General features: G+C 61.6%; 25 protein-coding genes. 8 read left to right on the forward strand and 17 right to left on the reverse strand.

The features are described from left to right. The first annotated feature begins 49 nt into the window (after positions 1-49). The 3 genes from ACMTA2_RS07285 to pdxH all read left to right on the forward strand — a co-directional run bounded on the left by ACMTA2_RS07285 (position 50) and on the right by pdxH (position 3095). Positions 50-1195: a serine hydrolase domain-containing protein gene (locus ACMTA2_RS07285; RefSeq protein WP_413794304.1), complete on the forward strand. Its 1146-nt coding sequence runs from the start codon at positions 50-52 to the stop codon at positions 1193-1195. A gap of 115 nt (positions 1196-1310) precedes the next feature. Beyond that, positions 1311-2423 (forward strand): OmpA family protein, encoded by a 1113-nt coding sequence (locus tag ACMTA2_RS07290; protein WP_413794305.1) that lies wholly within the window; start codon positions 1311-1313, stop codon positions 2421-2423. Between the two features lie 24 nt (positions 2424-2447). Continuing rightward, entirely contained in the window at positions 2448-3095 is a 648-nt protein-coding gene (pdxH, locus tag ACMTA2_RS07295) for a pyridoxamine 5'-phosphate oxidase (protein WP_413794306.1), read from the forward strand. On the opposite strand, the gene ACMTA2_RS07300 is transcribed toward pdxH, so the two are convergent. Next, positions 3043-3327, reverse strand: coding sequence for a hypothetical protein (locus ACMTA2_RS07300; protein ID WP_413794307.1), 285 nt, complete (start codon positions 3325-3327; stop codon positions 3043-3045). The two genes, pdxH and ACMTA2_RS07300, sit on opposite strands and share 53 nt — an antisense overlap. Before the next feature lie 171 nt (positions 3328-3498). Here ACMTA2_RS07300 and ACMTA2_RS07305 point away from each other — a divergent pair, with 171 nt between their 5' ends. Beyond that, entirely contained in the window at positions 3499-3963 is a 465-nt protein-coding gene (locus ACMTA2_RS07305) for an outer membrane lipoprotein (RefSeq protein WP_024776354.1), read from the forward strand. Between the two features lie 384 nt (positions 3964-4347). On the opposite strand, the gene nhaA is transcribed toward ACMTA2_RS07305, so the two are convergent. Further along, a complete protein-coding gene (nhaA, locus tag ACMTA2_RS07310) occupies positions 4348-5535 on the reverse strand; it encodes a Na+/H+ antiporter NhaA (protein ID WP_413794308.1) in 1188 nt (395 codons plus the stop codon). Between the two features lie 269 nt (positions 5536-5804). On the opposite strand from nhaA, the gene ACMTA2_RS07315 reads away from it, so the two are divergent. After that, on the forward strand, positions 5805-6899 hold the full coding sequence (locus ACMTA2_RS07315; RefSeq protein ID WP_413794309.1) for a PLP-dependent cysteine synthase family protein: 1095 nt from the start codon (positions 5805-5807) through the stop codon (positions 6897-6899). Positions 6900-7057: 158 nt separating this feature from the next. Here ACMTA2_RS07315 and ACMTA2_RS07320 read toward each other — a convergent pair whose 3' ends face one another. The 3 genes from ACMTA2_RS07320 to ACMTA2_RS07330 form a co-directional block, all read right to left on the reverse strand. Further along, entirely contained in the window at positions 7058-8671 is a 1614-nt protein-coding gene (locus tag ACMTA2_RS07320) for an NAD(P)/FAD-dependent oxidoreductase (RefSeq protein WP_413794310.1), read from the reverse strand. A 73-nt stretch (positions 8672-8744) separates the two neighbouring features. After that, a complete protein-coding gene (locus ACMTA2_RS07325) occupies positions 8745-9419 on the reverse strand; it encodes a COG3650 family protein (protein ID WP_413795607.1) in 675 nt (224 codons plus the stop codon). Positions 9420-9479: 60 nt separating this feature from the next. After that, positions 9480-10079, reverse strand: a complete 600-nt coding sequence (locus tag ACMTA2_RS07330; RefSeq protein ID WP_413794311.1) for a short chain dehydrogenase — start codon at positions 10077-10079, stop codon at positions 9480-9482. A gap of 104 nt (positions 10080-10183) precedes the next feature. Between ACMTA2_RS07330 and ACMTA2_RS07335 the strand changes: the two genes are divergently transcribed. Then, positions 10184-11095, forward strand: coding sequence for a LysR family transcriptional regulator (locus ACMTA2_RS07335; protein WP_413794312.1), 912 nt, complete (start codon positions 10184-10186; stop codon positions 11093-11095). Positions 11096-11225: 130 nt separating this feature from the next. On the opposite strand, the gene ACMTA2_RS07340 is transcribed toward ACMTA2_RS07335, so the two are convergent. From ACMTA2_RS07340 to ACMTA2_RS07380, 9 genes are all read right to left on the reverse strand, one after another. Next, entirely contained in the window at positions 11226-11702 is a 477-nt protein-coding gene (locus tag ACMTA2_RS07340) for a DoxX family protein (protein ID WP_413794313.1), read from the reverse strand. Then, positions 11699-12457 carry an HvfC/BufC N-terminal domain-containing protein gene (locus ACMTA2_RS07345; protein WP_413794314.1) on the reverse strand — a complete coding sequence of 253 codons (759 nt, stop codon included), beginning with the start codon at positions 12455-12457 and terminating at the stop codon, positions 11699-11701. Before ACMTA2_RS07345 ends, ACMTA2_RS07340 begins: the two co-directional genes overlap by 4 nt. Continuing rightward, on the reverse strand, positions 12454-13323 hold the full coding sequence (bufB, locus tag ACMTA2_RS07350; protein ID WP_413794315.1) for an MNIO family bufferin maturase: 870 nt from the start codon (positions 13321-13323) through the stop codon (positions 12454-12456). Before bufB ends, ACMTA2_RS07345 begins: the two co-directional genes overlap by 4 nt. Positions 13324-13348: 25 nt before the next feature. After that, complete coding sequence (locus tag ACMTA2_RS07355; RefSeq protein ID WP_250963254.1) at positions 13349-13654, reverse strand: BufA1 family periplasmic bufferin-type metallophore; 306 nt, start codon at positions 13652-13654, stop codon at positions 13349-13351. Between the two features lie 357 nt (positions 13655-14011). Continuing rightward, on the reverse strand, positions 14012-14713 hold the full coding sequence (locus tag ACMTA2_RS07360; RefSeq protein WP_053119042.1) for an ABC transporter ATP-binding protein: 702 nt from the start codon (positions 14711-14713) through the stop codon (positions 14012-14014). Beyond that, on the reverse strand, positions 14714-15481 hold the full coding sequence (livG, locus tag ACMTA2_RS07365; protein ID WP_413794316.1) for a high-affinity branched-chain amino acid ABC transporter ATP-binding protein LivG: 768 nt from the start codon (positions 15479-15481) through the stop codon (positions 14714-14716). Then, positions 15478-16734, reverse strand: a complete 1257-nt coding sequence (locus ACMTA2_RS07370) for a high-affinity branched-chain amino acid ABC transporter permease LivM (RefSeq protein WP_413794317.1) — start codon at positions 16732-16734, stop codon at positions 15478-15480. The genes livG and ACMTA2_RS07370 overlap by 4 nt, the downstream gene beginning before the upstream one ends. Next, entirely contained in the window at positions 16731-17654 is a 924-nt protein-coding gene (gene livH / locus ACMTA2_RS07375; protein WP_413794318.1) for a high-affinity branched-chain amino acid ABC transporter permease LivH, read from the reverse strand. Before livH ends, ACMTA2_RS07370 begins: the two co-directional genes overlap by 4 nt. A gap of 230 nt (positions 17655-17884) precedes the next feature. Then, the gene (locus ACMTA2_RS07380; protein WP_413794319.1) at positions 17885-19012 is read right to left on the reverse strand and encodes a branched-chain amino acid ABC transporter substrate-binding protein; all 1128 of its coding nucleotides are present in this window, start codon (positions 19010-19012) and stop codon (positions 17885-17887) included. A gap of 339 nt (positions 19013-19351) precedes the next feature. On the opposite strand from ACMTA2_RS07380, the gene ACMTA2_RS07385 reads away from it, so the two are divergent. After that, the gene (locus ACMTA2_RS07385) at positions 19352-19657 is read left to right on the forward strand and encodes a DUF2288 domain-containing protein (protein WP_413794320.1); all 306 of its coding nucleotides are present in this window, start codon (positions 19352-19354) and stop codon (positions 19655-19657) included. 287 nt (positions 19658-19944) lie between these two features. On the opposite strand, the gene ACMTA2_RS07390 is transcribed toward ACMTA2_RS07385, so the two are convergent. Continuing rightward, positions 19945-22122 (reverse strand): hypothetical protein, encoded by a 2178-nt coding sequence (locus tag ACMTA2_RS07390; RefSeq protein ID WP_413794321.1) that lies wholly within the window; start codon positions 22120-22122, stop codon positions 19945-19947. Positions 22123-22481: 359 nt separating this feature from the next. Here ACMTA2_RS07390 and ACMTA2_RS07395 point away from each other — a divergent pair, with 359 nt between their 5' ends. Beyond that, positions 22482-23831: a spinster family MFS transporter gene (locus tag ACMTA2_RS07395; RefSeq protein WP_413794322.1), complete on the forward strand. Its 1350-nt coding sequence runs from the start codon at positions 22482-22484 to the stop codon at positions 23829-23831. Positions 23832-24026: 195 nt separating this feature from the next. Here ACMTA2_RS07395 and ACMTA2_RS07400 read toward each other — a convergent pair whose 3' ends face one another. Together ACMTA2_RS07400 and pobA are read right to left on the reverse strand one after the other, a co-directional pair. Next, positions 24027-25544, reverse strand: coding sequence for an MDR family MFS transporter (locus ACMTA2_RS07400; protein ID WP_490166887.1), 1518 nt, complete (start codon positions 25542-25544; stop codon positions 24027-24029). 69 nt (positions 25545-25613) lie between these two features. Further along, complete coding sequence (gene pobA, locus ACMTA2_RS07405; RefSeq protein WP_413794324.1) at positions 25614-26804, reverse strand: 4-hydroxybenzoate 3-monooxygenase; 1191 nt, start codon at positions 26802-26804, stop codon at positions 25614-25616. Positions 26805-26852 lie beyond the last annotated feature (48 nt).

The raw sequence follows: 26852 nt of genomic DNA on the forward strand, positions 1-26852 counted from the left end.
TGAAACAATGCCAACCACTCTAAAAGTCTTTGTTTCGAGGGAGTTGCGGGTGCAGATTCAAGGTCATTATGAGCTTCAGTTCGAAGCCGTGCGTGAAGCCTTCGCGGCACTGTTCGACGATCCCCAGGAGCGTGGCGCGGCATTGTGCATCCAGGTTGGTGGCCGAACGGTGATCGACCTGTGGGCCGGCACGGCGGACAAGGACGGCCATGAAGCCTGGCACAGCGATACCCTCGCCAATCTGTTTTCCTGCACCAAGACCTTCACCGCCGTCACCGCCCTGCAATTGGTGGCAGAAGGCAAGTTGCAGTTGGACGCCCCGGTAGCCCGCCATTGGCCAGAGTTCGCTGCGGCCGGTAAAGCCTCCATCACCCTGCGCCAATTGCTCTGCCATCAGGCCGGGCTCCCAGCGTTGCGTGAGCTATTGCCGCCCGAGGCGCTGTATGACTGGCAAACCATGGTGGACGCCCTGGCTGCCGAAACACCTTGGTGGACGCCCGGCGAGGGCCACGGTTACGCGGCGATCACCTACGGCTGGCTGGTGGGCGAGCTGTTGCGCAGGGCCGACGGTCGTGGCCCGGGGGAGTCCATCGTGGCCCGCGTCGCCAGGCCGTTGGGCCTGGATTTCCACGTGGGCCTGGCCGATGCCGAGTTCCATCGAGTGGCCCACATCGCCCGGGGCAAGGGCAATGTCGGCGACGCGGCGGCCCAGCGCCTGTTGCAGGTGACGATGCGCGAACCCACGGCCATGACCACGCGGGCCTTCACCAATCCGCCGTCGATCATGACCAGCACCAACAAGGCGCAATGGCGACGCATGCAGCAACCCGCCGCCAATGGCCATGGCAATGCCCGCAGCGTGGCCGGCTTCTATGCCGGCCTGCTGGACGGCAGCCTGCTGGAAGGTGAGATGCTCGATGAGCTGACTCGCCAGCACAGCTTCGGCGACGACAAGACATTGCTGACCCAGACCCGTTTCGGCCTGGGTTGCATGCTGGACCAGCCGGACGTACCGAACGCGACCTACGGCCTCGGCCCACGAGCGTTCGGGCATCCGGGGGCCGGGGGCTCCATCGGTTTTGCCGACCCGGAGCACGATGTCGCGTTTGGCTTCGTGACCAACACGCTCGGCCCGTACGTATTGATGGACCCCCGTGCACAGAACCTGGCAAGGGTCCTTGCCACTTGTCTGTAAACGCCAGTGAAGGCAATGGGCATAGGAACCTCATGCCCTTTTCAGTTTCCAAGCGTCTGTTTATGTGGCCAAGCCATGGCCTTTTTTTTCATTTAGATCATTTTGTGGATATCCAATGTCATCGAATAAAACCCTCGCTCTGGCGCTGTGCTTCGCGATCACCGGTTGCGCACAAACCCCACAAAATGATGCCGAGGGCAGCGGTGGTTGGTGGCCGTTCGGCTCTTCCGACAAGGTGGCGGCCAAGGAAACGGCGCCAGCGCCCCTGAAGCCGGCCACCGTCGCACCACAAGCCAAGGCCGAGGGCGCCACTCACTGGTGGTGGCCGTTCTCTTCCGAGGAGACCGCCGCAGACGCCGCCAGAAAAGCCGAAGCAAAAGCAGAGGCCAAGCCGGCAGCGGTCGCCAAGGCCGAAGCCGACAGCAACGGCAAGTGGTGGTGGCCGTTCGGCGGCAAGGACCAGGACACCGCCAAGGCGGTGCCGATGCCCGATCCTAAAGTCACCCAGGCCTGGCTCGACGACTACGAGCCGAAGCTGCGCACCGCCATCAAGGACAGCAAGCTCGAACTCGAGCGCCGCGACGACGTGCTGGTGGTCACTGCGCCCGTGGACGGTTCTTTCAACCCGGACCGTCCGGCCATGCTGCTGCCTGTGACCCTCGGCCCGTTCACCCGCGTGGCGAAGATCCTTGAAGCTGATCCCAAAACCGCTGTGCTGATTCTCGGCCATGCCGACACCTCGGGTGCCGCCCCGGCGAACCTCAAGCTGAGCCAGGAGCGTGCGCAGTCCGTGGCGGCGATCTTCCGCCTCAGCGGCCTGCAACGTGATCGCCTGATGTTGCGCGGCATGGGCGCCGTGGCCCCGCGTGCCGCCAACGACAGCGTTGAGGGCCGCGCCTTGAATCGTCGTGTGGAGTTGCTGGTTACGCCGCAAAACACCATGGTTGCGCTGCTGAGCAAATACAACATGCCGGCTCCGGCGCCGGTGACCATGGTTGCAGCCCGGGATGTGAAGCCTGCTGCCCCGGCGCCGGCGCCTGCGGCAAAAAAAGCGGTGGCTTCGACCAACAAAGCCTCGGTCAAGAAAGCACCGGCTAAAAAGGCCGCAACCAAGGCGCCTGCGAAGAAGGCACCGGCCAAGCCCGCCACCCCGGCGAAGAAGCCTCAGCCGGCCAAAGCCGCCACCGATACCAAGAAAGTCGCGGCTGCCGATACCCCGAAGCAATGATGGGCTAACCACAAGGAACGCGCCATGACCCAACCGCTGGCTGATATGCGCCGCGACTACACCCGCGACGGCTTGACCGAGGCACAGGCTCCGGCCGAGCCGTTTGCACTGTTTCACCAATGGTTTGCCGAGGCGGTGAAAACCGAGCAGGCACCGGTGGAGGCCAACGCCATGACCCTGGCGACGGTGGACGCAGAAGGGCGCCCGCACTGCCGGATCCTGCTGCTCAAGGGCTTGGATGCCTTGGGCTTCACGTTCTTCACCAACTACGACAGCGCCAAGGGCCAGCAACTGGTTGCGAATCCGTTCGCGGCCATGACGTTTTTCTGGCCGGCCCTGGAACGCCAGGTTCGCATCGAAGGCAAAGTGGTCAAGGTCACGGCGCAAGAGTCGGACGCCTATTACCAGGTTCGCCCGCTGGGCAGCCGCCTCGGTGCCTGGGCTTCACCCCAGAGCCAGGTAATTGCAGGGCGTGGTGAGCTGGACGACCTGCTCAAGGCCACCGAACAACGCTTCAGCGACAGCCAACCGCATTGCCCGGAGCATTGGGGCGGTTATCGTTTGCTGCCCGAGCGCATCGAGTTCTGGCAGGGGCGTCCGAGCCGCCTGCACGATCGCCTCAACTACCGCCTGCAAGGGGCGAACTGGACGCGCGAGCGTCTAGCGCCTTAGCGTCGGGGTAACGTGCCGCAGCGGTTTTAAGCCATTGCGGCAAGTCCCGGCGCTTGACCCCTTGCTCCCGGGCGCGGGCCAATTGTTGCAGCATGTAAGTCCTTTTCTGCTCATCCTGCCCCGCCAGGGACAGCGCCAGGTCGCGGTCCATCCAGCGTTTGATTCGTACATACAGCCACCCGTGGAAGTACAGGCCGGCCACGGTGGTTACGACGATGATGAAATAATCCATGAAAAAATCCCTGGGTTGATGACGCAGGTTTCGTAAATTGGCGCTACTGTTTGGTGAATTTTTCGGGTGCGCCTGTATCCCACCTGAATGAAAACAATTTTATCTCGGCGAGGCCGTGACAGGCGTCAAGCTGCGGAGTTTAATGAATCCCTGTCTTTTGGAGTTGATGCTATGCGTAAGTCTGTTTTGCTGGTTGCTTCCTTTTCCACGATGGCGATGTTGCTCACTGGCTGTCAGTCGAGCCTGACCGGTGACTCCTACTCCCGTGACGAAGCGCGTCGCGTGCAGACGATTCGCATGGGGACCATCGAATCCTTGCGTCCGGTCAAGATCGAAGGCACCAAGACCCCGATCGGCGGTGCGGCCGGTGCGGTGGTTGGTGGTGTCGGTGGCAGCGCCATCGGTGGTGGCCGTGGCAGCATCGTCGCCGCTGTGATCGGCGCGGTAGCCGGTGGCCTGATTGGTTCTGCGACTGAAGAAGGCCTGACCCGTACCCAGGGTGTGGAAATCACCGTTCGTGAAGATGACGGCAGCATGCGTGCCTATGTGCAGCAGGTTCAGGAGAACGAGGTGTTCCGTGTGGGTGAGCGGGTTCGTATTTCTACTGTGGGTGGTACGAGTCGCGTATCGCACTAAGCTTGAGTCGGTAAGTGGAAACGGCGCTTATTCCGGGAATGGAAAGCGCCTTTTTTTATGGCTACGTTTCAATCAAAGTGTCACCTATGTGAATGCACTTTTTTGTAACCCATGTGGTTGTCCCGTACATGCCCCACCACTCGGTGCCTCGCCTAGGCTCGGCATCCATGCCGAGGTGCCCACTGCGCAAGGCCTTCGTTCAGGCACACCGAGCCTAGGCGAGGTGCCGAGTGGTGGGGCATAAAGCGTTTTGCTTACTTTTGCGCTTCTCAAAAGTGAGCCGCTGTAAGAGCGGAACCGCCAGCCGCCGTTACCGCAGAAACGGATATACACACCGTTCCTTAACCTCCCATGGCTCTCAAGACGCTAACGCAGAAGCAAGGATCAGCCAGGCAATGCAGGCTGCTTGCGACTGGCCGCCGCCGTCACCGCATAACCGAGCAACGCCGCCAGGATCGAACCGGTGAGAATCCCCATCCTGTCCATGCCGGCGTAGTCGCTGACACCAGGCTCAAACGCCAGGGAACCAACGAACAGGCTCATGGTGAAACCAATCCCGCACAGGATTGCCACGCCCAGGACCTGGCCCCAATTGGCGCCGGCGGGCAGGCTGGCGATGCCGATTTTCACGGCCAGCCAGGTCAGGCCGAAGACGCCGACGGTCTTGCCCAGCAACAGGCCGATGGCGATGCCCATCGGCACATGATGGGTGAAGCTTTCGACGGTGACGCCGCTCAGGGACAAGCCGGCGTTGGCGAAGGCGAACAGCGGCAGGATGCCATAGGCCACCCAGGGATGCAGGGCATGTTCCAGGGTCAGCAGCGGCGAAGTCTCGGCGTTTTTCGTGCGCAGCGGGATGCAGAACGCCAGGGTCACCCCGGCCAGGGTGGCATGGACACCGCTCTTGAGCACGCAGACCCACAGAATCAGGCCGACAACCATGTAGGGTCCGAGCTTGACCACGCCCATCCGGTTCATCGCCACCAGCGCGGCGATGCAGGTTGCCGCCAGTATGAGCGACAGGCTGGACAGGGCGCCGGAGTAAAAGATCGCGATGATGATAATGGCGCCCAGGTCGTCGATGATCGCCAGGGTCATCAGGAACAGCTTGAGCGACACCGGCACCCGCTTGCCCAGCAAGGCGAGCACGCCGAGGGCGAATGCAATGTCGGTGGCCGTCGGAATCGCCCAGCCAGCGAGGGCGGCCGGGTTGTCGCGGTTGAGGAACCAGTAGATCAGCGCCGGGACCACCATGCCGCCAATCGCCGCCGCACCTGGCAAGACGATTTGCGACGGTTTCGACAGTTGCCCGCCGAGGACCTCTCGCTTGACTTCGAGGCCGACGAGCAGGAAGAACATCGCCATCAGGCCGTCGTTGATCCACAGCAACAAGGGTTTGGCGATCTTCAACACGCCGACCTGGGCGACCACCGGCGTGTCCAGCAGGCCGTTGTACAGCCAGGACAGCGGTGAGTTATTGATGGCCAGGGCCAATACGGCGGCGGCGATCAGTAGCAGGCCGCTAGCAGCCTCCAGTTGGAAAAAACGTGTCAGAGAATTGCGTAGAGCCACGATCGCTCTCCATGTATTGAATCGAAAAGATGGCACACCCTAACCTGTACTGTTGGTTGTTAAAACAAAAGTTATATTCTTTTTTGTTATATGTCGTTACAACGCTTGCTCCATGCAGTCGGGCAGTTATGGGCCATATTGGACCTTAGCTGTACCTGTGCGTGAAGTAGGTTTTTTCCTAAGCTTGCAACTGGTTTTTTTCGAGACCACGTTGCGCCTGCATGACCATCAGGTTTCCCCGCGTCGAACCGAGCCAGTGAGAAAATACCATGAACGACCCCCGCCAGTGGGCGCGCGAAGCGATCCGCATCATCGAGGCAGACTTCCAGCGCAGCGCCGATACCCATCTGATTCCGCTGCCACTGCCTGGCCTGCCGGGCATCGAGCTGTATTTCAAGGACGAGTCCAGCCATCCCACCGGCAGCCTCAAGCATCGACTGGCGCGTTCGCTGTTTCTCTACGCGTTGTGTAACGGCTGGCTCAAGCCCGGTGCGCCAGTGATCGAGGCCTCCAGCGGCTCGACGGCTATTTCCGAGGCTTATTTCGCCAGGTTGCTGGGCCTGCCGTTCATTGCGGTGATGCCGGCGACCACCTCCCGGGAAAAAATCGCGCAGATCGCTTTCTATGGCGGCCAGAGCCACCTGGTGGAGGATCCCACGCAGATCTACGCCGAGTCCGAACGCCTGGCTCGCGAGCATGATGGACACTTCATTGATCAATTCACCTATGCCGAGCGCGCCACGGACTGGCGGGCCAATAACAACATTGCCGAATCGATCTTCCAGCAGATGCGCTTCGAGCGGCACCCGGAGCCGAGCTGGTTGATTTCAAGCCCCGGCACCGGCGGCACCACCGCCACCCTGGGGCGCTACGTCCGTTATCGCCAGCATGGCACCCGCGTGCTGTGTGCCGACGCCGAGCGTTCGGTGTTCTTCGACTACTACCGCAGCGGCGATGCCAGCCTGCGCCTGGATTGCGGTTCTGGCATCGAAGGCATCGGCCGGCCACGGGTGGAGGCGTCGTTCCTGCCGAACGTCATCGATGCGATGGTCAAGGTCCCGGACGCCTTGTCGCTGGCGGCCATGCATTACCTGGCCCAGCGGTTGGGACGACGGGTCGGTGGGTCCAGCGGCACCAATCTGGTCGGTGCTCTCATGGCGGCCCGGCAGATGGCAGATGCGCAGGCGTCGGGGTCGATCGTGGCGATTTTGTGTGACGGTGGCGAGCGCTACGCCACGACGTATTACGACCCGGTGTGGCTCAAGGCCCAGGGCTATGAGTTGAGTGGGCTGATGGACATCGTGGCAGCGTGTGTGGAACGGGGCGAGGCGCTGCCGGAGAGTGTGTTGCGGGCCAATATCTGAATCACTGGGGGCCCTTGTGGGAGCGAGCTTGCTCGCGATAGCGGTGGATCAGTCAACCACTGTGTTGATGCCAGGCCGTCATCGCGAGCAAGCTCGCTCCCACAGGATCATATTGTTCACCCAGGCCAATCCTGCCTTGGGTGAACAGCATCGGCCCCTCAGGCCTCGAGACCGAGGATATCCCGCGCCACCGCTTCGGCAATCCGAATCCCGTCCACCCCTGCCGACAGGATCCCGCCCGCATAACCGGCGCCTTCACCCGCCGGGAACAGCCCCTTGACGTTCAGGCTCTGCAGCGATTCGTTGCGGGTAATGCGCAGGGGCGATGAGGTGCGGGTTTCGATGCCGGTCAGCACGGCGTCGTGCAGCGAGTAGCCGCGAATCTGTTTCTCGAACGCCGGCAAGGCCTCGCGGATGGCTTCGATGGCGAAGTCCGGCAGGGCCAGGGCCAAGTCGCCCAGGGACACCCCCGGCTTGTAGGAAGGTTCGACGCTGCCCAGTGCCGTGGACGGCTTGCCGGCGATGAAATCACCCACCAGTTGCGCCGGGGCCTCGTAGTTGCTGCCACCGAGTATGTATGCGTGGGACTCCAGGCGTTCCTGCAACTCGATCCCCGCCAGCGGGCCGCCCGGATAATCCACTTCCGGGGTAATGCCGACGACGATACCGGAGTTGGCGTTGCGCTCGTTGCGCGAATACTGGCTCATGCCGTTGGTCACGACGCGGTTCGGCTCGGACGTCGCGGCGACCACGGTGCCGCCCGGGCACATGCAGAAGCTGTACACCGAACGACCGTTCTTGGCGTGGTGCACCAGTTTGTAGTCGGCGGCGCCGAGTTTCGGGTGGCCGGCGTACTTGCCCAGGCGCGCGCTGTCGATCAGCGATTGCGGGTGTTCGATACGGAAACCCACCGAGAACGGCTTGGCTTCCATGTACACGCCGCGGCTGTGGAGCATGCGGAAGGTGTCCCGGGCGCTGTGGCCCAGGGCCAGGATCACATGTTTCGAATGAATCTGTTCGCCGCTGGCCAGTTCGACGCCGACCAGTTGGCCGTCCTCGATCAGCACATCGGTGACCCGCTGCTGGAAGCGCACTTCGCCACCCAGGGCGCGAATCTGCTCGCGCATGGTTTCCACCACGCCTGTCAGGCGGAACGTGCCGATGTGTGGCTTGCTGACGTAGAGGATTTCTTCCGGTGCCCCGGCCTTGACGAACTCATGCAGGACCTTGCGGCCAAGGAATTTCGGATCCTTGATCTGGCTGTAGAGCTTGCCGTCGGAAAACGTCCCGGCGCCGCCTTCACCGAACTGCACGTTGGATTCGGGGTTGAGCACGCTTTTGCGCCACAGGCCCCAGGTGTCCTTGGTGCGCTGGCGCACTTCCGGGCCGCGTTCGAGGATGATCGGCTTGAAGCCCATCTGCGCCAGCAACAGGGCGGCGAAGATCCCGCACGGGCCGAAACCGACCACGATCGGCCGCTCGCCCAGGTCGGCCGGTGCCTGGCCCACCACTTTGTAACTGACATCCGGCGCTTCGTTGACGTTACGGTCATCGGCGAACTTGCGCAGCAGGCTGGCTTCATCGCGCACCGCCAGGTCGATGGTGTAGATGAAGCACAATTCGGAAGATTTCTTGCGCGCGTCGTAGCTGCGCTTGAACAGGGTGAAGTCGAGCAGGTCATCGCTAGCGATGCCCAGGCGCTGCACGATGGCAGGGCGCAGGTCTTCTTCGGGGTGGTCGATCGGCAGCTTGAGTTCGGTGATTCGTAACATGGCGGGGTCCGGTTCGCGGGATGCACAACTGCACCAGGGCGTGAACCGGCGATTATAAGCCAAAAGCTGTGGATCAGTCGTCGCGCGCGCCACCGAAGTAGGCGCAGCCGCGCTGGACCTGGCCGTTGACCCGCAACTCGGCGCTCATGTGTTGCACACTGCCCGTGACGCTGTCGACACAACGTGCAGGTGTGATCCAGAGCTCGACTTTCTGGCCGTTGGCCTCGGTGCCGAGGTTGAAGCGGCCATCGCCCAATTGCTCCTCGACGTAAGGCACCGCCAGCGGCGGCTGGCCTTCGCGGTCCAGCACCAGGCCCTTGCCACTGGCCTTGAGCGTCCATTCAGGGCCGTGTCCCGCGGCGCGCAGGATCACTCGTTTGAAATCGACGTCTTCGCACGCCGTTCCCGAGCGTTCCAGGCGATACAGCTGTTCAACGTCCAACTGACTGTCGGCACCGGCCGCCGTGCTGGACACGATACGGCCACGTACATCGGCGAACAGCTTGCCCTGGTCATCGGCCAGGCTGGCGGCTTGTTGCAGCACGCTGGTGCCACCGCTGTCGTTGACGACGTAGCGGCGTTGTTCCTGGCACGGCTGGAACACCAGTTGGCCATCGGCCGCCGTGAGCTCGCCCTGCATGCGCGTCTGGCCGGCGTGGGAGGCACTCTGGCGTGGGGCCTCGAGCAATTGGCAGCCGGTGAACAGCGGCAGGAGGGCGACAAACAGCAGGGAGCGGGCGGCACGCATCATTGGGTCTCCAGACAAGTGCCGCCACGTTACTCAGACTGATCCCGCATCACAAGGGGGTTAACCCACGTGAAAGGTCTGACCGGTTTGCAGGCCTTCGACGCTCTTGGCGTAGGCCAATGCCACATCCGAAGCGGGAACGGCTTTGAAACCGCGGAAATAAGGCGCGTATTTATCCATGGCCTCCATCAGCACGTTCGGGCTCACCGAGTTGACCCGCATGCCCCGTGGCAACTCGATAGCCGCGGCGCGCACGAAGCTGTCCAGGGCTCCGTTGACCAGGGCCGCCGAAGCACCGCTCTTGATCGGGTCGTGGCTGAGCACGCCGGTGGTGAAGGTGAAGGAGGCACCGTCGTTGGCGAATTCGCGGCCGATCAGCAGCAGGTTGACCTGGCCCATCAGCTTGTCTTTCAAACCCAAGGCAAAACTGTCTTCGGTCATGTCAGCCAGGGGCGCAAAGGTGACGTTGCCGGCGGCGCAGACCAGGGCATCAAAACCGCCGGTCTCTTCGAACAGGGCACGAATCGAGGCGCTGTCGCTGATATCCACCTGCAATTCACCGCTGTGGCGGCCAATCCGAATGATTTCATGACGGGGCGACAGTTCCTTTTCAACGGCCGAACCGATGGTGCCGTTGGCGCCGATCAACAGGATTTTCATGGGCTGTCCTCAATGGAATGAATGAGTTGTCAGTCTAGAGGGGGTTCTTTTCATTGATAATCATGCTAATAGGCAACCTTTGGTTTTCATTTGGAAACAATCCAATGAGCGAAATGGATGACCTGGCGGCGTTTGCCGTGTTGATGGAGGCCGGCAGTTTCACCCTGGCGGCCCAGCAGTTGGGGTGCAGCAAGGGCCAGTTGTCCAAGCGCATCAGCCTGCTGGAGAACCGGTTTTCGGTGGTGTTGTTGCAACGCACCACGCGGCGCTTGAGCCTCACCGCTGCAGGGGCGGCGTTGTTGCCCCAGGCCCAGGCGCTGTTGGTGCAGGTGGAAAGGGCGCGTCAGGCATTGGCGCGGCTGAAGGATGACATTTCCGGGCCGGTGCGTATGACGGTCCCGGTTTCGTTGGGCGAAACCTTCTTCGAAGGCTTGCTGATGGAGTTCGCTCGCACGTACCCCAACGTGCAGATCGAACTCGAGCTCAACAATGGTTACCGTGATCTGAGCCGCGATGGCTTCGACCTGGCGATCCGCTCCGACGCCGCCATCGATGAGCGGCTGGTGGCCCGGCCACTGCTGGCGTGGCACGAAATGACCTGCGCCAGCCCGGCCTACCTTGAGCGCTATGGCGAACCCGAGACGCCCCAAGCCCTGGCCGAACACCGTTGCCTGCTCAACAGTCACTACAGCGGGAGGGAAGAATGGCTTTACCACCAGCAACACGAACTGTTGCGGGTTCGAGTGTCGGGGCCGTTCGCCAGCAATCACTACAGCCTGTTGAAAAAAGCGGCCCTGGCCGGCGCCGGAATCGCCCGGCTGCCGTCGTACCTGCTGCATGAAGAACTGGCTGACGGACGCCTGGGCAGGTTGCTGCGCGATTATCAGACACGGCGCATGCCGATGTACCTGGTGCATCCCTACCAGGGTGGCTTGCCCAAGCGCACCCAGGTACTGGCTGACTATTTGATCGATTGGTTCAAGCGCAGCGGCGAGGCGCTGGATCGGCTGCAGTGATAAGCCAGCCATGGGAACCCCCTGTGGGAGCGGGCTTGCTCGCGAAGGCGGTGGCACATCAGGCATTTACGCAAGCTGATCCACCGCTATCGCGAGCAAGCTCGCTCCCACAGGAGATTTTCAATCTCAGTCAGTGGGCGTAACGCTTGGCAATCAGGTGGTCGATGGACAGTACCCCCGGTCCGCGCGCCATCAGGTAGAGCAAGACCGCCGCCCAGGTGCCATGGGTCGGGTAGGCGTCCGGGTAGACGAACAGCTGGATGGTCACGGTCATGCCCAGCAAGGCCAGGGCTGAAAAGCGTGTCGCCAGGCCAAGCAGGATCAGGACCGGGAACACATGCTCGGCAGAGGCCGCCAGGTACGCGGCCAGTTCCGGCGACAGCAGCGGCAGGGCGTATTCGCTTTTGAACAGGGGAATGGTCGAGTCCGCCAGGCGCGGCAGGCCGATCTGGAGGGTGCCGTCGAACAGGTCGATGGCCAGGCCTTCGATTTTGGTCTGGCCGGATTTCCAGAACACCGCGGCAATCGAGAAGCGTGCGACAAAGGCGATCAGGCTGTGGGGAGTTTTCTCCAGCCACTGAATGAAACCGGCAATCAGGGTGTTCATGGGGATACCTGTTCGGCTAGCAGATGGGTGATGGCCTGGTGACGGATGAGCCCCGCCAGGGTGTGTTCCAGGTCGAGGTCGATTGAGGCCTCAATGGCAGCAGTCAGGGAAAAACCTTGTAGCAGGGCTGCTATGAACCCATGGGCAGCGCGACTGATCGCGAACACCTCCACGTCCAGGCCGTTGCGCAGCACCAAGGCGTTTTGCGCGGGAAACGTTTCGAACGGTACGGGCGCCTGGTGTTGATGGGCGGCCCAGATCGTCACCACGGCGAAGGGTGATTGCAGCAGCCGCAGTGACGGGTGAAGCCCCATTTTCAGGTGCCCCGCCAGCGTGGGGGACGACAGCGCCTGCACGATCCGTTCTTCTGCCATGGGTTCGGCGTCGGCGGCATGCCAGGCTTGCACATGCAGTCGCTCCAGGCGGGCGACGTCGGCCAGGTAAGGCACACTGGCGGCAGGTTCGAAGCGTTCGATGAACTCGGCGAAGTCGCCCCCGTAGTCATTCATCACCGGGCTTTGCGGCGCCGTTGACTGCACATAGACCCCGGCCATGGCTCGGAAGAATTCCTCGCCCACCAGTTGCGACACCACCGGGTAGTTATCGGCCAAGGCGTTGATCAACGAGCTGAGCACGTTGTTGCGGTACACCGCGAAACGACTCTGCGGGTCCGCACCATTGGCGCAGACCAGGCCAGGCGGACACGGCTTGCGCGGGTCGAGCAGGGCGGCGGCGAATGCGCGCTGGCTGCTCATCGCCGGGCTCCAGCGGCGCTTAACAGTTGATCGGCCTGGCGCGCTTCGGCCAGCAGCACCTCCCATGCAGGGAGGTGATTGTCGCGCTCGATCAAGGTGGCTACTGGCCCGGTTCGCTCCAGTGCCTTGAGGTACAGCTGCCAGACCGCATGGTCGATGGGGGCGCCGTGGTCGTCTATCAGCAGGCGATCGCCGAGGCTGTCGGTGTCTTCGGCAAAGCCGGCCAGGTGTATTTCGCCAGTCGCTGGCAGGGGCAGGGCGTCGAGGTAGGCCAATGGATCGCGACTGTGGTTGACGCACGAAACGTAGACGTTATTCACATCCAACAACAGGCCGCAGCCGGTGCGACGGATCACTTCGCTCATGAAGTGCGGTTCGTCGAGGGTCGACGCTTCGAAGGCCAGGTAGGTGGCCGGGTTTTCCAGCAACAGCGTGCGCTTGAGGGTGCTCTGCACCTGATCGATGTGCTGGCAGACGCGGTCGAGGGTCGCCTCGTCGTAGGCCAGGGGGAGCAGGTCATTGAGGAACACCGGGCCGTGGCTGGACCAGGCCAGGTGTTCGGAAAAGGACTGGGGTTGATAGCGTTCGATCAATGCGGCCAGGCGCTGCAAATGCGTGACATCCAGCGGTCCCTCCCCACCGATCGACAGGCCGACGCCGTGCAATGACAGCGGGTACTGTTCGCGTATTCGCCCCAGGAAGTGATGAAGCGGCCCGCCGGCCACCATGTAGTTTTCCGCATGCACTTCGAAGAAACCCAGATCCGGTCGGGTCTGGAGCACTTCGCGAAAATGCACGCTCTTGAGGCCCAGCCCTGCCCTTGGCGGCAGCCGGCTGACAGGGGCGAGGGATGGGCTATTGAACATGGTGGCTGGCCTCAGGCGGATGCGATCAGGACTTGGCTTTGAACGCTTCGAGCTGGCCGAAACCAGTTGGGGAGGTTTTGCTTTCCAGGGTGGTGCAAGTGCCTTTGGGTACCGATTTCCAAGCGTTGGCCTGATAGTCCATCTTGGCGGTACCGGCGCAGGTGGTGCCGGCGCCAGCGGCGCAGTCGTTCTTGCCTTTGAGAGCAACGCCGAAGCATTTTTCCATGGTGTCGTCGGCTGCATGGACGGTCGAGACGGCTGTCATGCTCAGGGCGGAACCCAGGGCCAGGACCAAGGCAGTGGCGGACAGGGTGCGGGTCGAAGCAGTCATGGTGATTCTCCAGTCATTCAGGGAAATGAACCGGCTTTAGCGCCGGTCTGATGAACTAGAGAAGGGAAGGGGGAAAGCGTTACAGCGAGGGGCATGATTTTTTTGCCCACCCCTGAAATCCAATGCGCAGGAGAGTGATCTGTGGCGAGGGGATTTATCCCCGCTGGGCTGCGAAGCAGCCCTCGCAATGCCGCATCAATCGGCCTGACACACCGTGGAGCGGTTTTTTGGGGCTGCTCCGCAGCCCAGCGGGGATAAATCCCCTCGCCACAGATGTATGGCTGCCTGCCATTGTATTTTCTTGAGAACCGGGCAAAAAAAAACGGCCCGAAGGCCGTTTCTTTTACTGCGACAGGCTCAACCGCCCAGGTACGCCTCGCGCACTTTCGGGTCGGTCAGCAGGGCTTCACCGGTGCCTTGCATCACCACGCGACCGTTCTCCAGCACGTACGCCCGGTCGGCGATTTTCAGCGCCTGGTTGGCGTTCTGCTCCACCAGGAACACCGTCACGCCATCCTTGCGCAGTTGCTCGATGATGTCGAAGATCTGCTGGATGATGATCGGTGCCAGGCCCAGGGAAGGCTCGTCGAGCAGCAGCAGCTTGGGCTTGCTCATCAGGGCACGGCCAATGGCGAGCATTTGCTGTTCACCACCGGACATGGTGCCGCCGCGCTGGGTAAAGCGCTCTTTCAGGCGTGGGAAAAGGTGCAGCACCTTGTCCATCTGTTCCTGATAGTCGCCCTTGTCGGTGAAGAACCCGCCCATGGCGAGGTTTTCTTCCACGGTCAGCCGGGCAAATACCCGACGGCCCTCAGGTACCACGGCGATGCTCTTGCGCATGATCTGCGCCGAGTCCTGGCCCACCAATTCCTCACCCATGTAGCGGATGCTGCCGCTGTGGGCCTGGGGCGAACCGCAGAGCGTCATCAGCAGGGTGGATTTGCCAGCACCGTTGGCACCGATCAGCGTGACGATTTCGCCCTGGCGGACCTCGACGTTGACGCTGTGCAGGGCCTGGATCTTGCCGTAGAAGGTGGAAACGTTTTCGAACTGCAGCATTTACGCTTCCCCCAGGTAGGCTTTGATCACTTCAGGATTGTCGCGGATCTGTTCCGGTGTACCGTCGGCCAGGGGGGTGCCCTGGTTGATCACCACGATGTGGTCGGAAATGCTCATGACCAGCTTCATGTCGTGCTCGATCAACAACACGGTGACGTTGTGCTCCTCACGCAGCACGCCGATCAGGGCCTTGAGATCTTCGGTTTCCTTCGGGTTCAGGCCGGCGGCCGGTTCGTCGAGCATGAGGATCCGCGGACGGGTCATCATGCAGCGAGCGATTTCCAGGCGCCGTTGCTGACCGTAGGCCAGGGTGCCGGCGGTACGGTTGGCAAACTCGGTGAGGTTGACCTTGTCCAGCCAGTACTCGGCGTACTCCATCGCCTCGCGTTCGCTCTTGCGGAACGCAGGGGTCTTGAACAGGCCGGCGAAGAAGTTGGTGTTCAAGTGACGATGCTGGGCGATCAACAGGTTTTCGACCGCCGTCATGTCCTTGAACAGCCGCACGTTCTGGAAGGTGCGCACCACACCCTTGCGGGCGATGTGGTGGCCGGCCAGGCCCTGGATCGGCTCGCCGTCCAGCAGGATGGTGCCGCCGGTGGGCTGGTAGAAGCCGGTCAGGCAGTTGAACACAGTGGTCTTGCCCGCGCCGTTAGGCCCGATCAGGGCCACCACTTGCTTCTCTTTCACGGTCAGGGCCACGCCGTTGACCGCCAGCAAACCGCCGAAGCGCATGCTCAAGTTTTCGACTTTCAGGATCTCGCGGCTCATTTGCGCAGCTCCATGTGGGGGCGTTGCATAGGCAGCAGACCTTGAGGACGCCAGATCATCATCAGCACCATCAAGGCGCCGAACATCAACATGCGGTATTCGCTGAATTCACGCATCATTTCAGGCAGCAGGATCATCACGATGGCCGCGAGGATCACGCCCAGCTGCGAGCCCATCCCGCCCAGCACCACGATGGCGAGGATGATCGCCGACTCGATGAAGGTGAAGGATTCCGGCGTCACCAGGCCCTGGCGAGCGGCGAAGAAGCTGCCGGCAAAACCGGCGAACGCGGCACCGAGGGTAAAGGCCGACAGTTTGATCACGGTGGGGTTGAGACCAAGGGCACGGCAGGCGATTTCGTCTTCACGCAGTGCTTCCCACGCACGGCCGATCGGCATGCGCAGCAGGCGGTTGATGACGAACAGCGCAGCCAGGGCCAGCAACAGGGCAACCAGGTAGAGGAAGATCACCTTGTTGATCGAGTTGTATTGCAGGCCGAAGTACTCGTGGAAGGTCTGCAGGCCTTCGGCGGCTTTACGCTCGAAGGTCAGGCCGAAGAACGTCGGTTTCTCGATATTGCTGATGCCGTTCGGGCCACCGGTGATGTCGGTCAGGTTGCGCAGGAACAGACGGATGATCTCGCCAAAACCGAGGGTCACGATGGCCAGGTAGTCACCGCGCAAGCGCAGGACCGGGAAACCCAGCAGGAAACCGAAGGTGGCGGCCATCATCCCGGCGATCGGCAGGCAGATCCAAAAGCTCAGGCCGAAGTAGTGGGACAGCAGCGCATAGCTGTAGGCACCGACGGCGTAGAAGCCGACGTAACCCAGGTCCAGCAGGCCGGCCAGGCCTACGACGATGTTCAGGCCCAGGCCCAGCATCACGTAGATCAGGATCAGCGTGGCGATGTCCACCGCGCCACGAGAGCCGAAGAACGGCCACACCAATGCCACGACGATCAGGCCCAGCACGATCCAGCGCTGGGTCGACGGCAGGGTCAGGAAGTTGCTGGCCTTGGCCGGGATCACCGGCAGGCCGGGCGAAGACTTCCACGCCGCGCTGATCTGTGTGCTGAACAGCACGCGCACGAACATCAGCAACGAGCACACGGCGATGGTCGCCAGGATGGCCGGGCTGGTGCCATGCACTTCCAGGTTGATGCCGACGATGGTCAGTTTAAGACCCAGTACCGGGTAGGCCACGGCCCAGACCAGCAGGGCGCTGAAGAGCGCCGATTTGAGATGCCTAGTCATACTTTCTCAACCTCCGGACGGCCCAGGATGCCGGTCGGCCGGAATAACAGAACCAGAACCAACAAGCCGAATGCCACGACGTCCTTGTACTGGTCGCCGAAGATGTCGGCGCCAAAGGCTTCCGCCACGCCCAGCACCAGCCCGCCGAGCATGGCGCCGGGGATGCTGCCGATACCGCCCAGGACCGCGGCGGTGAAGGCTTTCAGGCCCACCAGGAAGCCGGCGTTGGGGTTGATCACGCCGTATTGCATGCTCAACAGCACCGCCGCGATGGCGGCCAGGGCCGCACCGATGACGAAGGTCAGGGCGATGATGTTGTTGGTGTTGATGCCCAGCAGGTTGGCCATCTTGATGTCCTCGGCGCAGGCGCGGCAGGCGCGGCCGAGGCGGGAACGGGAGATGAACAGCGTGAGGCCGAGCATGGCGACCAGGGTCACCACGAACACCACGATTTGCATGTAGGAAATCAGCACTTCATGTGCCCCGCCTGGCCCGATGGAGAAGTTGCCCGGGATCAGGTTGGGAATGGATTTGTCCTTGGAGTCTTGCGAAAGCAGTACGGTGTTCTGCAGGAAGATCGACATACCGATGGCGGAGATCAGCGGGATCAGACGGTTGCTGCCGCGCAGGGGGCGGTAGGCGATCCGTTCGATGCTGTAGCCATAGGAACTGGTCACCACGATGCTCGCGATGAACGCCGCGGTCATCAACAGCGGGACACTGTCGAGTCCCATCATGGCCAGCCCGGCGATGGCGATGAACGCCACGTAGGAGCCGATCATGTACACCTCGCCGTGGGCGAAGTTGATCATTCCAATGATGCCGTAGACCATCGTATAGCCGATGGCGATCAGGGCATACGTGCTGCCAACGGTCAGGCCGTTAACCAGCTGCTGGAAGAAGTGATAGAGGTCAGGCATTACAGCGCTCCTAAAAACCTGATACGCATTTCACTGGTGGAGTCATTTTCCCGCCCGGGCCCCGTGGATCTTCATCCACTTCGAACACGAGGTTTGCCAGCGAACCGCTGATGACGGTTTTGAGATTTTCAGGTGGGGAGACTGGCGGATCACGCCAGCGCGGCCCAATACATTTAAAACAAAGCCCACGGCACGCCGTGGGCTTTATTGGCAGTCAGTCAGGCCAGGCCTTACTGAGGCGAAGCTTCGGTTTTAGGTTTGCCGAAATGCCACTCGTAGACCACGAACTTGAAGTCCTTCAGGTCGCCTTTCTCGTCGAAGCTCAGGTCGCCCGTTGGGGTCTTGAAGGTGCCGGCGTGGATGGCTTCAGCCACTTTTTCCGGGTCTTCGCTCTTGGTGGAGGTGATGGCCTGGGCGATCACTTGCACGGCGGAGTAGGACGGGAATACGAACGGACCGCTCGGGTCTTCCTTCTTGGCCTTGAACGCGTCAGCCAGGGCAACGTTGGCCGGATCCTGGTCGAAGGATTTCGGCAGGGTCACCAGCAGGCCTTCGGAGGATTCCTTGGCGATTTGCGAGATGGAGTCGTTACCCACGCCTTCCGGACCCATGAACTTGGCCTTCAGGCCTTTTTCCTGGGATTGACGCAGGATCAGGCCCAGCTCCGGGTGGTAGCCGCCGTAGTAGACGAAGTCGACGTTGGCTTGCTTGAGCTTGGCGATCATCGAGGAGAAGTCTTTGTCGCCGGCGTTCACGCCTTCGAAGACGGCCACTTTCACGCCTTTGCCTTCGAGGGTTTTCTTCACGGCGCTGGCGATGCCTTCACCGTACTGTTGCTTGTCGTGCAGGACCGCAACGACCTTCGGCTTGACATGGTCGGCGATGTAGTTGCCGGCCGCAGGGCCTTGGGCGCTGTCCAGGCCGATGGTGCGGAAGATCATCTTGTAGCCGCGAGCGGTGATGTCCGGGCTGGTAGCCGCCGGGGTGATCATGATCACGCCTTCGTCTTCGTAGATGTCCGAAGCGGGCTGGGTAGAGCTGGAGCACAGGTGGCCGACCACGAACTTGACGCCGTCGTTGACGACCTTGTTCGCAACCGCGACCGCTTGTTTTGGATCACAGGCGTCATCGTATTCAACGGCTTCGAGTTGCTTGCCGTTGACGCCGCCCTTGGCGTTGATCTGCTCGATGGCCATTTTCGAACCACTGAACTGCATGTCGCCGTATTGGGCTACAGGGCCGGTTTTCGGGCCGGCGATGCCGATCTTGATGGTGTCGGCGGCGAACGAATGGCTGGCAACCCCGGCCAGAACCATAGCGGCAAACAGTTTGGAAATCTGCTTAGTAGCCTTAGTCATAGTGCTCCACTCATGCTGTTGTAGTTTTTATAGTCCTGGCGCCGTAGCAGCAGAACCGGGTCAGATATCTTGGATACCCTCGCGGAAAATGCCCCCGGCAACTGTACCGGTACAGTGTAGAGCGCCGATTGTTGGCAAGGGAAGCTGGCGCTTGGGGGCAAAACCTGGGGGTGTCGCTTAATTGAAAGAAAAAGACAGAATAGCGGCGGGGGTTGTCCGGTCATTTCGGCAATCCTTGGCTTTCCTGCACTTTTCAATCGGTGTTGCAATTGCTACCGGGTTTTTCTGCCAGACCACCGACGTTATCATTCGCGCCGATTTCTTTTCCGGACAGGTCCCATGAATCAAGAACCTAGCACCCTCTATGCCAAGCTGCTCGGAGAAACCGCATCCATCACCTGGAAAGAGCTGGAGCCGTTCTTTGCCAAGGGTGCCCTATTGTGGGTCGATCCGGCACTGGATTTGATCGCCGCCGCCGAGGCCGTGGCCCAGGACGAAGGTACCAAAGTGGCCGCCTGGCTGGCTGCCGACCAGCTCGCCAAGCTGTCTGAAACGCGGGCGCTGGATTTTCTGGAACGCGATCCGCAGCTTTGGGCGGTGGTGGTTTCGCCCTGGATCATGGTCCAGGAAAGGGCGTCCAATTGATCCGTGCACCAAGTTGGTTCGTGTTTTCTCGCGCGAGAAAGTGTGTAGGTGAGTAGCGTGGGGGCCTCCTGCCGTGGCGAAACGCCACAGGGCAGGGTGACGTATACGTAACGGGAACAGTTTATTGGGCAGCCTTTGGGCTGCTTAATTGTTTCTGGATGTTGTTCAGGTGCAGGATTCAGGACCGCTATCGCGAGCACGCTCGCTCCCACAGTGGGTGTGTGTACACACAACCCTGTGGGAGCGAGCGTGCTCGCGATTGGAGGCAACACGGTGCTGTGCCGGACTCAATAAGTCCGCCCTGTATGGTTGTTAAGGGAAATAACCTTGGTCTTGCCAATGCGGTGACGGTAGATCTCGCGCAGGTACTTGATGGATTTCTTCACGCAGTCGCGGGACAAACGGATGTCGTTGATCGAGACGAACTTCTCCTTGTCGTTGATCAGCTCGCGGTACTTCTTCTCGTACATCGGCTTGATCGCGTACCAGTTGGTGTCGAGGATCTTCGCCGGGTTCTCGAACTCGTTGAGCAACTCGTCGATACGGGCTTCGTCGAAGTCTTCATTGATGATGAAGTCCAGGATCGAATTGTCGAGGATTTCGTCGAATCGGTACGGGGTGCGGGCGAAGCAGCGCTTGATGAACGCCACGATCAGGGTCAGGAAATCATCCGACAGGCACGGGCTCTTGGCGATCAGGGTGGTCAGCGACAGGTTGGCCGAGGCGCCGATCACCAACGCGTAACGCTTGAGCGTGGTGTTGGGGAACAGGCTGTTGAGGTGGGTCTTGAGCCGGTTCAGGTCCATGTAGGACAGCTTGTAGTCCTTGGGCAAGGAAACGATGGACACCACAGACGAGCAATTCTTGAAGAAGTGCAGGTCATGCAGGGCCGCGGCGTCGTAGCCGGAATTCTTGTATTGCTCCAGCGAGGCGCGGTAGCGCTTGGATTCGATCGGCAGCAGGCTGATGCCTTCGATGGCCTGGGTGACTTTGTTGAAGTGCGGCAGGTCGATGGAGCGGAAGAACAGGTCGTCGATATTCAGGCGCGGGGGCTCTTTCTCGAACACCTTGAACTTGTCGCCGCTCGGCGCCGGGGTTTCCGGGACGACGGATTCGGCGTAGGCGATCGCCACCGGGCCGGCCAGGCTCATGAACAGGTCGTTGGCGTCCAGGCGAATGGTTTCGCCGATATCAATGCCTGCACGGCGGAAATAGTTCTGGTCGTAGTCGGTGGTGACCGCCTGGGCCGTCAGGATGTTGAAGATCTGCTGGGAGATGTACTGGTTGGCGTGCTTCTCCATGGCATTGACATCAATGTTCTGGATGTTGCCGTCATCGCTTTCTTCGGCGTAGCGCATGATGTCGTTGGAGATCAGCATCATCGCGTTCCACGGGCGGATACGGCCCATCACGCTGGCTTCGCTGCTGTCTTCGTTGGCGAAGTTGTACGAGAAATCCCATTCTTCCGACAGGTATTTGCACAGCAGGCGTCCGGCGTTGATGTGCAGCGCCTCGGACATTTCGCTGCGATGGTCGGAAATATTCGGCAGTACGCAGATGCCGCTGGTAAAGATCGGCTCGAAGACGAAAGAGTGGCCGCTCTTGCTGTCGTGTTCGTCCATCGGCTTGGTGTCGAACGTCTTGTTCATGTACGAGTACTGCTGGGCCAGGCCGAACTCCGAGGCCATGCCCGAGCCGGTACCGCCGCCGGCGCTGAAGATCGAGAAGTACAGGCGCGACTGGTTGGCCTTGATGCCGCAGCTGTCGATCAGGTACGAGTGAATCATCTTCCAGTCGGGGCTGGAGAAGCGCTGGGTATCCTTGTTCAGGATGATCTTGGCCAGGTACTGGCCGAGGATCGGCGCGTTACCGGCGCCACCGGCGTGGACCTCCGACAGGTCCATGATTTTCATTTTGCTGTAGTCGCGCAAGAAGCCGCTTTTCTCGCCCTTGCGCGAGAAACGGATGCGCCCGGCGATGTCTTTGTCCAGGTCGCCGAGCATCACCAGCGGTTCCACCAGGAACACCGGCTTGCTGGCCTTGCTGGTGCCCAGGCGCAGGTTGTTGCGAATCCACTGCGCGGGGCTGTAGCCCTTGTCGCTGTAGCCTTTGTCTTCGGCATTGAATTCGTTGAGGTAGAACTTGCGGGCGTTGTACACCAGCTCGGCCACGTCCAGGGCGATGTTGGAGCCGCAACGACCCAGGCCGATCAGGCACACCGACGGGAACTCTTGCTGGGCGCGGTCGTATTCGTCGTCCACCAGGTGTGGTGGGCGCGGGAATACGGTGTCACGCAGGCCATCGAGGTTGTCGAGGATACGGTCGGTGTTGGTTTCGGTGAAATACAGATACTGCTGGGTCGACAAAGGGCGAGGGGGGCTCGACGGCGTTGAGACTTCCGGGCCGTTGGCGGCCGGGCTCAAGGTCAGATCGGATACCGCAGTGGCTGTTTTTTTTGAGGTCATTGTGCGCCATGTGCCTGAACTGGTGGCTCGATGAATACAGGCATCGAGCCCACGCGGATGGGAATTCGCGCCGGGATGAACGCGAATATCGGTCCAAGCGGTCAGGGCTGCAGCCTGAGCAGCGCTCGGGATAATCTTTTCCTGATCATGTTGAATCGGCCACCGGACCTCGATCTTTAACCAACAAAAGGCAAAATGATGGCTATTGCTGTCGGAACCTGATCGGCATCAAGAAATACGCCGCTTCCCATGGACGGGTATCAGTCTTGCGAATGATCGGAGACAGTTCCCGTGCCGCTGTCTAGATTGCATATCCAAGCCACGGACCGTTGGCCCCTAACAATAAAAGAGACGGACCCATGCAGAACTCGACCCAAGCGGCGAATGCCTGGCGCATTCTGTTCCTGTTGTTCCTGGCCAACCTGTTCAATTTCTTCGACCGCACCATTCCGGCGATCATCATCGAGCCGATCCGCATGGAATGGAGTCTCAGCGACTTCCAGATCGGCATCATCGGCACCGCGTTCACCATCGTTTATGCCATTGCCGGATTGCCGCTGGGGCGCATGGCTGATACCGGCTCGCGCAGCAAATTGATGGGCTGGGGCCTGGCGACCTGGAGTGGATTGACGGCGGTGAACGGTCTGGTGGGCAGTTTCTGGGCGTTCCTGGTGGTGCGCATGGGCATCGGCATCGGCGAGGCCAGCTACGCACCGGCGGCCAACTCACTGATTGGCGATCTGTTCCCGGCCCACCGCCGGGCGCGAGCCATGGGCATCTTCATGCTGGGGCTGCCGTTGGGGTTGCTGCTGGCGTTTTTCACCATTGGCGCGATGGTCAAGGCCTTCGACAGCTGGCGCGCGCCGTTCTTCATCGCGGCGGTGCCGGGGCTGGTACTGGCGGTGTTCATGTTTTTCATCAAGGAGCCCAAGCGCGGCGCGGCGGAAACCGTGCAAGTGTCCCAGGAAAAGATCGACAAGCCGGTTCGCCGGGTACTGGCGATCCCGACCTTCCTGTGGCTGGTGCTGGCGGGGCTGTGCTTCAACTTCGCCACCTATGCCTGCAACTCGTTCCTGGTGCCTATGTTGCAACGTTATTTCCTGATGCCACTGCACGAGGCGGCTGTGGCGACCGGCATCATGGTGGGCGTGACGGGGTTGTTCGGGCTCACCCTTGGCGGCTGGGTCGCGGACAAGATCCACCAGCGCGTGCCCAACGGCCGCCTGCTGTTCGCAGGGTTCAGCCTGGCGATCTCGACGGTCACCACGGCCTGGGCCCTGCATGCCGGGCGCATTGAAATTGGCGTGTTCGTGGCGGTATTCAGCGTCGGTTGGCTGTTTGCCTATAACTTTTATACCTGTGTCTACACCGCGATCCAGGACGTGGTGGAGCCGCGCCTGCGCGCCACCGCGATGGCGTTGTACTTTGCCGGGCTGTATTTGCTCGGCGGCGGCCTGGGCCCGGTGGTGGTGGGCGGCTTGTCCGACTACTTCGCCCGCACGGCCATGGCCACCGCAGGTGTCGACCAGATGACCGAAGCGTTCAAGGCCATCGGCCTGCACGACGCGATGTACCTGATTCCGGTGGCGCTGCTCTTGACCATGGTGTTCCTGTTCCTGGCGTCACGCTGCTTCGTGCGCGATGCCAAGCGGATGAAGGACGGGATGAGCGCGGTGGCGGAGCCGGGGGGTATGGCAGTGACGGCTTGATAGCACCAGACTCAGCTGTGGTGATGAGCCTGCTTTTGTGGCGAGGGGATTTATCCCCGCTGGGGGCGCGAAGCGCCCCCAAAACTGACGCCTCTGTCTATCAGGCAGACTGCGTCGACTGCTTTGGGGCTGTTCCACAGCCCAGCGGGGATAAATCCCCTCGCCACAGGTTTGTGCATGGCAGCGAAATTGTGCCTAGCGAACCTTTTCATCCCGCCCCCGCAACATACGATTGGGCATCGCCACCGCTGCCGCCAATCCCAACAGCGACACCGCCGCGCTGATTAGCAGCAAATGCCGGAACGTCATCTGCAGTGCCTGGCGCAAGGCAGTCTGCGCCTCGCCCGGGGCCGTGTTCAGGCCGTCCAGCAGGACGTTGCCGGAATGCCCTTCGCCGATCAGCGACGAACCAGCGAGCTGGGTGAAACTCGAATCCTGCAGCAAGGCCAGCAGCAACGCCGACATCAGGGCCACGCCCACCGCGCCGCCGAGGGAGCGGAACAGGTTGGTGGTGCTGGTGGCGACGCCAATGTCCTGTTGATGGACGGAGTTCTGCGAACCCACCAGCGACGTGGGGAACTGCATGCCCGAGGCAATGCCGCTGAGCAGCATGAACAGGCTGCTGAGCCAGAACGCGTCAGGGGGGGTGAAGGCCATGCCGAGGAGGGCGAATGGAAAGAGCAGGGCACCGCTCAGGATCATCGGTTTGTAGCGGCCCGTGACCGAGGTGCGGCGGCCGGCGAAATACGCACCGATCGGCAACCCCATCGCCAGCGGCAACAAGTGCAAGGCCGCGCTGTCGGCGCCGGCGCCGGTCACGCTCTGGAAGCGCAACGGCACCAGCACCGTCAGGGAAATCGCCTGGAAACTGGTGAAAAACACCGTGCACCAGCACAGCACCGCACTGCGGTTGGCGAACAGGTGCATCGGTAGCAACGGTTCCCGGGCCCGGCGCTCGTACCAGGCGAACACCCCCAGTGCTACCCCGGCGCAACCCAGCAGCCCCAGCACTTCATGGCTGTGCCAGGCATGGCCTTGGCCGACCTCGGTGATCCCCAGCAGCAACGCGGTCAGGCCGATGATCAGCAGCACGGTGCCCAGGTAATCGATGATCGGCGTGCGTTGCGGCACCGGCAGCCCGACCAGGGTGCGCCGGGCCACCCACCAGGCCGCGAAGCCCAGCGGCAGGTTGATCCAGAACACCCAGCGCCACGACAGGTATTCGGTCATGTAGCCGCCGAGCACCGGACCGGCCACGCTGGCCACCGCGTACATGCTGCTGAAATAACCCTGGTAGCGACCCCGCTCGCGGGGCGGGATGATGTCGCCGATGATTGCCTGGCTCACCGAAATCATGCCGCCGGCGCCGATGCCCTGGACAATCCGCGCCAGCACCAGTTGCTCCATGTTTTGCGCCAGCCCACAGAACAGCGAGGCCAGGGTGAACAGGCCCATGCCGAACAGCATCAGCGGCCGGCGCCCATAGAGGTCACCGAGCTTGCCGTAGATCGGCACCGCCACGGTCATGGCGACCATGTAGCCGGAAATCACCCAGGCCAGCAGGCTTACATCGGCAAATTGAGCGGAAATGGCCGGCATCGAGACGGCGACGATGGTCTGGTCCAGCGCGCCCAGGAAAATCGCCAGCATCAGGGCCACCAGCACGCTGCGGATGGCCGGTTTCGGGGCTTGGAGCGTAATGGGCTGAGTCAAGGCAGAACCTGCGGGCATCACGCCGAAGAGGCGAATGGGACGAAGCCCGCAGTTTAAGTCGATAGGCGGCTATTCGATAGCCTCGTAAGGAAGGCCGACGTAATTTTCCGCGATGGTTTTTCGGCCGGCCTCGGAGTCGAGGAAATATTCCAGCTCGGCTTCGCTGATGCGTTGGTTGAAGGCATCGTCGTCGAAGCGGTGCAGCATCGAGGTCATCCACCAGGAGAACCGTTCGGCTTTCCAGACACGCCGCAGGCAGATGGCCGAATAGTGTTCCAGCAAGTCCACACGGCCGTCGCGATAGACCTTGAGCAGGATGTTGAACAACGTGCTGACGTCGCTGGCTGCCAGGTTCAGCCCCTTGGCCCCGGTCGGTGGGACGATGTGAGCCGCGTCACCCACCAGGAACATCCGCCCGTGCTGCATCGGCTCGACGACGAAGCTGCGCAGCGGTGCGATGCTTTTCTCGATGGACGGGCCGGTCACCAGGGCTTCGGCCAAGTCAGCGGGCAGGCGGTTTTTCAGTTCACCCCAAAAACGCTCGTCCGGCCAGTCGGCCACTTGCTCCTCGGCGGGCACTTGCAGGTAATAGCGGGTGCGAGTCTTGGAGCGCATGCTGCACAGGGCAAAACCGCGGTCGTGCCGGGCGTAGACCAACTCCTCGTGGACCGGCGGGGTATCGGCCAGTACGCCGAGCCAACCAAACGGGTAGACGCGTTCGAAAACCTTGAGTTTTTCTGCGGGGATGGACTGTCGCGCCACGCCATGGAAACCGTCGCAACCGGCAATGTAGTCGCAGTCCAGGCGCCAGGCCTGCCCTTCATGTTCGAAGGTCACGAAGGGGTGTTCGGTTTGCATGTCGTGGGGCTGGGCGTCGCTGGCCAGGTACAGGGTCCGGGCGCCAGCGGCTTCGCGGGCGGCCATCAAGTCACGGGTGACTTCGGTCTGGCCGTAGACCATGACGTTTTTACCGCCGGTCAGGCCCTTGAGGTCTATGTGCACCCGCCGGTCATTGAGCACCAGTTCAAAGCCGTCATGGGGCAGGCCTTCGGCGTCCATGCGTTGGCCGACGCCGGCCTGGCGCAGCAGTTCGACCATGCCTTGCTCCAGCACACCGGCGCGGATGCGGCCCAATACATAGTCCGGGGTCTGGCGTTCGAGGATAACGGTGTCGATCCCGGCGTTGTGCAGCAATTGGCCGAGCAGCAGGCCAGAGGGGCCGGCGCCGATAATAGCGACTTGGGTCTTGAGGGTTTTCATTGTTCTTATGACTCGCACGAAGCACGCGACCAGGGTCGGTGTTGATTG

This window comes from Pseudomonas medicaginis (genome assembly GCF_965119365.1).
GTDB lineage: Bacteria > Pseudomonadota > Gammaproteobacteria > Pseudomonadales > Pseudomonadaceae > Aquipseudomonas.